General features: G+C 63.5%; 5 protein-coding genes and 2 pseudogenes. 4 read left to right on the top strand and 3 right to left on the bottom strand.

Annotated elements, in window-relative coordinates; translation table 11 throughout:
* Nucleotides 1–74 precede the first annotated feature (74 nt).
* Both TRIHO_RS04910 and TRIHO_RS04905 read right to left on the bottom strand, forming a co-directional pair.
* Nucleotides 75–827 carry an SseB family protein gene (locus tag TRIHO_RS04910; RefSeq protein WP_068240883.1) on the bottom strand — a complete coding sequence of 251 codons (753 nt, stop codon included), beginning with the start codon at nt 825–827 and terminating at the stop codon, nt 75–77.
* A gap of 95 nt (nt 828–922) precedes the next feature.
* A complete protein-coding gene (locus TRIHO_RS04905) occupies nt 923–1,516 on the bottom strand; it encodes a uracil-DNA glycosylase family protein (RefSeq protein WP_068240881.1) in 594 nt (197 codons plus the stop codon).
* Between the two features lie 358 nt (nt 1,517–1,874).
* Between TRIHO_RS04905 and TRIHO_RS04900 the strand changes: the two genes are divergently transcribed.
* The 4 genes and pseudogenes from TRIHO_RS04900 to TRIHO_RS04885 all read left to right on the top strand — a co-directional run bounded on the left by TRIHO_RS04900 (nt 1,875) and on the right by TRIHO_RS04885 (nt 6,619).
* Nucleotides 1,875–2,534 carry an ABC transporter ATP-binding protein gene (locus TRIHO_RS04900; protein WP_068240880.1) on the top strand — a complete coding sequence of 220 codons (660 nt, stop codon included), beginning with the start codon at nt 1,875–1,877 and terminating at the stop codon, nt 2,532–2,534.
* A pseudogene (locus tag TRIHO_RS04895) lies at nt 2,512–4,261 on the top strand (capsule biosynthesis protein). The gene TRIHO_RS04900 and the pseudogene TRIHO_RS04895 overlap by 23 nt, the downstream one beginning before the upstream one ends.
* A gap of 4 nt (nt 4,262–4,265) precedes the next feature.
* Complete coding sequence (gene kdsA, locus TRIHO_RS04890) at nt 4,266–5,099, top strand: 3-deoxy-8-phosphooctulonate synthase (protein ID WP_068240878.1); 834 nt, start codon at nt 4,266–4,268, stop codon at nt 5,097–5,099.
* Nucleotides 5,100–5,122: 23 nt separating this feature from the next.
* Nucleotides 5,123–6,619, top strand: a complete 1,497-nt coding sequence (locus tag TRIHO_RS04885; protein ID WP_068240876.1) for a phosphomannomutase/phosphoglucomutase — start codon at nt 5,123–5,125, stop codon at nt 6,617–6,619.
* 127 nt (nt 6,620–6,746) lie between these two features.
* Here the strand turns inward: TRIHO_RS04885 and TRIHO_RS04880 are convergent.
* Nucleotides 6,747–7,695, bottom strand: a pseudogene (locus TRIHO_RS04880) (AsmA family protein); the annotation flags it as partial.

Here is a 7,695-nt window from a genome sequence, read left to right as displayed (position 1 = left end):
GCGCTACGCCCAACCGGCGTGGATCATGGCAATGATCCGGTGACGGGCGGGAGCCCTCCCTCCAAAGACGTCCGCTATTTCAACCGGGGAGGACGGTCCGGATCAGATCCGGGCATCACGGGCGCGTGGTTTGGCTGTGTTTGCGCTTTCGGCAGGTCAAAGCGCAGCCCGACCCGGGCCAGACGCGCCGCCATGCTGTCGCTGGCGGCAAAGAACCCGACGTCCAGCGCCCCGGCTTCAACCCCGGAAAAGGTCAGCGCCTCGCCGACCGCCTTGGCCAGGGCGGCTTCCGCCCCCTCCCGGGCGCCCACAAACGCCAGCAAATGGCCGCGCCCCCCCGTTTCATAGCTCACCGCCGCCAGATAGGCCATCTGGGCCAGCCCGCCGGCCGTCGCCAGCTTTGCATCCAGCGCCGTCAGCAGCGCCTCCGGCAGGCCTCTGGGCGGATACACCTCGGTGATCGCCGCCTCGACCTCGCCGGGCGCATGGGCCAGCGTTTCGGCCAGCCAGCCCATCGCCGTGTCCGGGATCAGGATCGACGATGGCGCCACCTCCAGATTGACCCCGACGCCGATCCCCTGCCCCGCCAGCATCTGCGCCACCACCCGCCCCGACAGCGCCGCATAGGGCACGATGCGATTGGCGAACTGGGCCAGCCGTTCCTCGCGGTCAAAGACCAGCACAAAGCGGCCCTCGCCGGTGTCAAACACCTCCGGGCTGATGCTGTCTCCTTCGGGGTCCTTGTCCAGCAGGATGAACAGCTCGCTGTCTGCGAGGCGTTCAAAGAACCGCAGACGCGCGGCATCATCGCCGGGCGCGGCCTCCATCGCCGCATGGGCCAGGTCCAGGGCGGTCGGCGCCTGACCGGCCCCCTGCTGCACGGTCAGCCCGGTCTGTCCCACCTCTGGCGCGGTCTCATCGGTCATGTCAGTATCTCCTTCACCCGGGCCCGCAGCACCGGCAACAGCTCTGTCTCGAACCAGGGGTTGCGTTTCAGCCAAGCCGTATTGCGCCAGGACGGATGTGGCAAGGCAAAGACCTTTGGCGCCAGGCTGCGCCAGTTGCGCACCACCTGTGTGACGCCGTCGCGGGTGCCAAGATGATACCGCTGCGCGTGCCCGCCGACCAGCACCCGCAACCGGACATCCGGCAAGGCCGCCATCACCTGCCCATGCCAGGTGGCCCCACAGATCCGGGGCGGCGGCAGATCCGCCTTTCTGGCGTCATAGCCGGGAAAGCAAAACGCCATCGGCACAATGGCAACGCGTCGGGTATCATAGAACTCTGCCGCGCTCAGCCCCAGCCAGTCGCGCAGCCGATCCCCCGACGGGTCAGTAAACGGTTTACCACTTTCATGCACCCGCAAGCCCGGCGCCTGCCCCGCCACAAGCAGCCGCGCGCCCTGTTCGAACCAGACAACCGGGCGCGGACCATGCGCCGTCCGGGTCTGCGCAAACCGTTCGGCGCAGAGGCGGCAATCGGTAATCTGTTGTTTTAATGCGGTGATCTCGACCATTGTTGAACTGCGCCAAACCTACTATTCTATGCTGATCGCGCCGCATACCGATCCGGCGCTCCCGGCCCCCGGTACCATATCTGCACAGCTTTGCTCAAATTCGACATATTTGCGCCCAAATCAACGCGTAAGTCGTTAACGATCCTATGGTAGCCGTCACATCGCTGGCAGTTCAGGCGGTCGTTCCGCAAACGACCCCTTCCAAAGGTTTTGGGTCCCCGGGCAGTGCCCGTGGCGTCAGCGTAAACATGGAGGCACGTCCCCGGTGGGGGCGGTGACACAGGCATAAAGGGGAAATGCGGTGCGACAGGCGCCCATCGCTCCTTGCAGAGGCAAGAGACAGTAGACCGAACAGGCGATGTTGGAATTCGTAAATGTCAGCAAATCATATTGGACCGGGACACAGCGCAAGGTGATCCTGGACAAGGTGTCCTTTCAGGTCCACCTGGGCACCTCGCTTGGCATTCTGGCCCCCAATGGCACCGGCAAGACGACGCTGATCAACATGATGGCGGGGTTGGAGCAACCTGACGAGGGAACGATCCACCGCGGCTGCAAGATCTCCTTTCCCCTCGGTTTCATGGGCGGGGTCGTCGGTCGGCTTTCGGCGATGGAAAACAGCCGCTATATTGCGCGGCTCTATGGTCTCGACCCGGATTATGTGGAATCCTACTGTCGCTGGCTCTGTGGACTTGGTGAGTATTTCGACCAACCGCTCGGCACCTATTCGTCGGGCATGAAGTCGCGGTTTTCCTTTGCGCTGATGTTGGCGCTTGATTTCGATATATATCTGATCGACGAGGGCATGCCCAGTTCCACCGATGTGGAATTCAACCGCAAGGCGGGCACCATCCTGCAGGAACGTCTGGCGACCACCACGATCGTGATCGTGTCTCACCAGCCGCGCACGTTGGAAAAGTTCGCCAATTCCGCCGCGGTCCTGATGAACGGGCAGCTCCATATGTTTGAAACCTTGGAAGAAGCGAAGCAGCTCTATGACTACGAAACCCAAGGCTAAGAAATTCCGCATCCGGCGCAGTCCGACAGCCGGCAGCGAGGCCGCGACCGCGCGCGCCGTGCCGCCGCCCGGTGCCGCCGGCCCCGCTTCTGCGGCGGCCCAGTATCAGGCGCCCCCCATGCAGGCCGCCCCGATGCAGGCGGCGCAGATGTCGCCGTCGCCCTCCTCGGCGGCCGCGCGGACCGCGGCCCCCCGCCGCTGCCGCTCCTGCGCGATCCGGCCAGGTGTCCTCGGCCACGGAACACGCCGCCGCGACAGATATCGAGGCGATCAAACGCGAAGGCCTGACCGGACGCCAGTTGCGTCTGGCCCGGCGGGTCGCGCAGACCAACGATCTGCCCGCGACCTCGGATTTTGACGCCGTCCGGCTGCTGCGGCTGCGCGGCATAGACCCGTTCAAACGCGCCAATATGCTGGAACTGGTGGTGCCGCAGGGCTCCAAGACAGACGTGGCCACCACCCCCTCTGCCGACCGCTCCCAGGTCGCCGCGCGCCAGCCCTTGCCCCAGACCTCGCCCGTTCCCGCTCCGGCTGGCAGACCAAGCCCGGCCTCTGCCGATCCCATGAGCCCGGCAGAACGGCGCAACCGCGAAATCCGGTCGATCCAGCTCGACATCGCCCGCCGACGCCGCCGCAAGATGGCGCTGCTGGGGGCGCGGCTCGGGGCCTTCGTGCTGGTGCCCTCCATTATCGCCGGCTACTACTACTATGCTGTTGCGACGCCGATGTATTCGTCGCAGTCCGAATTTCTGGTGCTCAAGGCCGACAGCACCGGCGCCTCCGGCTTTGGCGGTCTGCTCAGTGGCACCCAGTTTGCCACCAGCCAGGATTCGATTGCCGTCCAGGCCTATCTGCAGTCCAAGGAGGCGATGCGCCGCCTCGACGACGAAGCCGGCTTTCGCGCCCATTTCACCCAGGACTGGATCGACCCGATCCAACGGCTTGACCCCGATGCCAGCAACGACGACGCCTATTCGATCTACAAGCGCAACGTGAAAATCGGCTACGATCCGACCGAAGGTGTGGTGCGGATGGAGGTTTCCGCCGCAGAACCCGCCGTCGCGGCACAGTTTTCGCAATTCCTGATTTCCTATGCCCAGGAAAAGGTGAACCACCTTTCCGAACAAAAACGGGCCGACCAGGTGGGCGATGCCGAAGGCGCGCTGCGGCTGGCCGAACAACAACGCCGCGAAGCCCAGTCCCAGCTGGTGAAGCTGCAACAACAGGGCGCCGTACTCGACCCGGAGGGCGTGATTGCCTCGTTGCGGTCGCAGATCAACACCTTTGAGCTGCAGCTGCAGCAAAAACGGCTGGAGCTGGCCGCCTTGCAGGACAACGCCCGCCCCAACCAGGCCAAGGTCGAAGGCACCGCCGCCGATGTCAAACGGCTGGAATTCCTGATCCGGGAACTGAACGAGCGGATGACCGATGCGTCCCAGGGCGAAAACTCGCTCGCCTCGCTCAGCGTGCAGATCCAGATGGCCCAGGCCGACCTCGCCACCCGCGACATGATGCTGCAATCGGCGCTGCAACAGGTCGAACAGACCCGCATGGAGGCCAACCGTCAGGTGCGCTATCTCACCACCGCGGTGGAGCCGGTTCCCGCCGACACCCCCTCCTATCCGCGCCGGTTTGAAAATACGATTTTGGCATTCCTGATTTTTTCCGGTATCTACCTGTTGTGTGCCTTGACGGCATCCATTCTCCGGGAACAGGTCTCTTCGTAGCTTCATGAAAAAAATAGATATCCACGGTCTCACCATCGGCAATGACTGTCCGCTGACGATCATTGCCGGCCCCTGCCAGCTGGAAAGCGCCGATCACGCGCAGATGATTGCCGGCCAGATGAAAGACGCCTGTGACGCCGCGGGCGCGCAATTCGTCTTCAAGGCCTCCTATGACAAGGCCAACCGCACCTCGCTGTCGGGCAAACGTGGCCTCGGCATCGACAAGGGGCTGCAGGTTCTCGCCGATCTGCGCACGGCCTTCGGCGTGCCGGTGCTCACCGATGTGCACACCGAAGAGCAATGCCGCATCGCGGGCGATGTGGTCGACATCCTGCAAATCCCGGCCTTCCTGTGTCGCCAGACCGACATGCTGCTGGCCGCCGGCAACACCGGCAAGGCTGTCAACATCAAGAAAGGCCAGTTCCTGGCCCCCTGGGACATGGACAATGTCGTCTCCAAGGTCGCCAGCACCGGCAATGACAAGATCCTGCTGACCGAACGCGGCACCTCCTTTGGCTACAACACCCTTGTCACCGATATGCGCGGCCTGCCCCGCATGGCCCAGACCGGCTATCCCGTGGTGATGGACGCCACCCATTCGGTGCAGCAACCGGGCGGCCAGGGCGGCTCCACCGGGGGACAGCGCGAATTCGCGCCAGTGATGGCCCGCGCTGCCGTCTCTTTAGGCATCGCGGCGGTTTTCATCGAAACTCACGAAGATCCGGATACCGCCCCCTCTGATGGGCCGAATATGATCTACCTCGATCAGATGCCGCAATTGATTGATACATTGATGCGATTTGATGCGCTTGCCAAAGCGAACCCGATCCGAATTTGATTCCCGAAGGACACGTATTTCTCATGACCAAACCCCTGCCAGACGTCACACCGAACACCTGGAGCTTTCTGCGCGACGCTATGATCAAGCCGACAGGCTTTCGCGAATATGACGCGCGCTGGAAGTACCCCGAGGAAATCAACCTGCCCGGCATGACCGCGCTTGGCCTCGGCCTCGGCACCCAGATGATCAAACGCGGCATCGACCCGGTGATCGCGGTCGGCAACGACTACCGCGACTACTCCCTGTCGATCAAGAATGCGCTGATGCTCGGGCTGATGCAGGCCGGGATCAAGGTGCTCGACATCGGCCCCGCCCTGTCGCCAATGGCCTATTTCTCGCAGTTCCACCTGGATGTGCCGGCCGTGGCCATGGTCACCGCCTCGCACAACCCCAACGGCTGGACCGGCGTCAAGATGGGCTTTGACCGCCCCCTGACCCATGGCCCTGACGAGATGGGCGAGCTGCGCGATATCGTCCTCAACGGCGAAGGGGTCGCCCGCCCGGGTGGATCTTACGAATTTGTTGAAGGAGTGAAAGAGGCCTATATCGAGGATCTGGTCGGCGACTTCAAAATGTCGCGCCCGCTCAAGGTCGTTTGCGCCACCGGCAACGGCACCGCTTCCGCCTTCGCGCCCGAGATTTTCGAACGGATCGGGGTCGAGGTCGTGCCCAGCCACACGGCGCTGGACTACACCTTCCCGCACTACAACCCCAACCCGGAAGCCCTTGAAATGCTTCACGACATGTCCGACAGCGTCAAGGCCTCCGGCGCCGATCTGGCGCTTGGCTTTGACGGCGACGGCGACCGCTGCGGCGTGGTGGATGACGAGGGCGAGGAAATCTTTGCCGACAAGGTCGGCGTGATCATGGCCCGCGACCTGTCCAAGATCTACCCGAATGCCACATTTGTTGCAGATGTGAAATCCACCGGCCTCTATGCCTCGGACCCGGAGCTGATAAAAAACGGCGTCAAGGCCGACTATTGGAAGACCGGCCACAGCCATATGAAACGCCGGGTCAAGGAAATCGGCGCGCTGGCGGGGTTTGAGAAATCCGGTCACTACTTCCTCGCCGAACCCATCGGGCGCGGCTATGACTGCGGCATGCGCGTCGCGGTCGAGGTCTGCAAGATGCTGGACCGCAACCCCGACATGAAGATGTCCGACCTGCGCAAGGCCCTGCCCAAGACCTGGTCGACCCCGACCATGTCCCCCTATGCATCACATACCGAAAAATACGACATCCTCGCCCGTCTCGTCGACAAACTGGTCGCCAAATACGACGCTGGCGAACCCATCGCTGGCCGACCGATCAAGGAAGTGGTGACCGTAAACGGCGCCCGGGTGATCCTCGACAATGGCTCCTGGGGGCTGGTGCGCGCCTCGTCCAACACCCCCAATCTGGTGGTGGTCTGCGAAAGCGCGCAAAGCGAGGCGGAAATGCGTGCCATCTTTGCCGATATCGACGCGGTCATCCGCACAGAACCCGGCGTCGGCGACTACGATCAGACCATCTGATCAACCAAACGCCACAGACAGCCGCGCCTCCCCCCTCCGGGACGCGCGGCTTTTTCATGGCTTCGCCTTTTTGAAAATACCTCGGGGTCCGGGGCAGCGCCCCGGCCTGCCCTTGCCCTCACACGCGCTAGTCGTTGTTGAGAAACTTCAACAACTGCTTGCGCGCCTCTTCTTCGACCCGCCGCTTCAGGGCCTCGTTGACATCCTCTTCCGTCTCCACCGGCACCCCCAGCTCCTCGCTCAGCTTGTCCCGGACCGCCTGCTTGGCTTTTTCCTCGGCCGCCTCCAGCTCCGGTTTCACCAGCTTGCTCAGATCCGGGCGTATTTTGGGGTCATTCCAGGCGCCGGTGATCCGCACCGGAACAGACAGCCCGGCCAGGCTCTCACTGGCAAAGGCGGTGGGCGTGAAGGTGTAGTCCAGGTCCCGCGCCCCAAGCCCGACCCGGCCGCCGCCCTCGGCCTTGAAGGCCTGCAGCGTGGCCAGAAAATCCTCGTTCGTCAGCATGCCATCGACCATCGAGAAACTGGCCTTCAGACCATCAAATACCGTCGTGCCACCATTGCCGCCGTCGGGGTTCATGATCGCCTGCAGATCAAAGCCGGTGAAAAACCCCTTGCCGATGGCCACCTCGCCTTTGCCATCCAGCGACCGCATGATCTGGTCCATGGTACCGCCGACGCCGAGGAACTCCAGCCGCCCCAAGGCCTCGCCGGTCAGCTTGTCATAACCCGCAAGCTGGCCCAGGGCCTCCTGCAGTTTCACCTCAGCGAAGCTCACGTTACCTGCGACCGACAAGCCATTACGATTGTTGGCAATCAACTCCCCGCGCAGCTGCCCGCCAAAGGCCTCGACCGGCAAAAACGACAGCACCGCCCGCGCCCGTTCAATCACCAGCGACAAGCTGCTGGGACCAAGGGTCAGGGTCGCGGTCTTCACCCCGGAAACATCCAGCCCGATCCGCGCATCCAGCAGCGACAGCACCGATGCATCCAGCGGCGCCGTGGACCAACCCGGCGCGATCTCATCGCCGGCCGTTCCGCTCCCGCCCCCGCCGCTGGCGGCATCAAGCCCGGTC

Origin of the sequence: Tritonibacter horizontis (genome assembly GCF_001518015.1) — a bacterium.
In the GTDB taxonomy this organism is placed as follows: domain Bacteria; phylum Pseudomonadota; class Alphaproteobacteria; order Rhodobacterales; family Rhodobacteraceae; genus Epibacterium; species Epibacterium horizontis.
This window is presented reverse-complemented; position numbering and strand designations above follow the sequence as displayed.

Bases quoted from the DNA above. Each gene is read 5' to 3' on its own strand.
- kdsA (WP_068240878.1), top strand. From the start codon at position 4,266: ATGAAAAAAATAGATATCCACGGTCTCACCATCGGCAATGACTGTCCG.
- TRIHO_RS04910 (WP_068240883.1), bottom strand. From the start codon at position 827: ATGGAGGCCGCGCCCGGCGATGATGCCGCGCGTCTGCGGTTCTTTGAA.
- TRIHO_RS04885 (WP_068240876.1), top strand. From the start codon at position 5,123: ATGACCAAACCCCTGCCAGACGTCACACCGAACACCTGGAGCTTTCTG.
- TRIHO_RS04905 (WP_068240881.1), bottom strand. From the start codon at position 1,516: ATGGTCGAGATCACCGCATTAAAACAACAGATTACCGATTGCCGCCTC.
- TRIHO_RS04900 (WP_068240880.1), top strand. From the start codon at position 1,875: ATGTTGGAATTCGTAAATGTCAGCAAATCATATTGGACCGGGACACAG.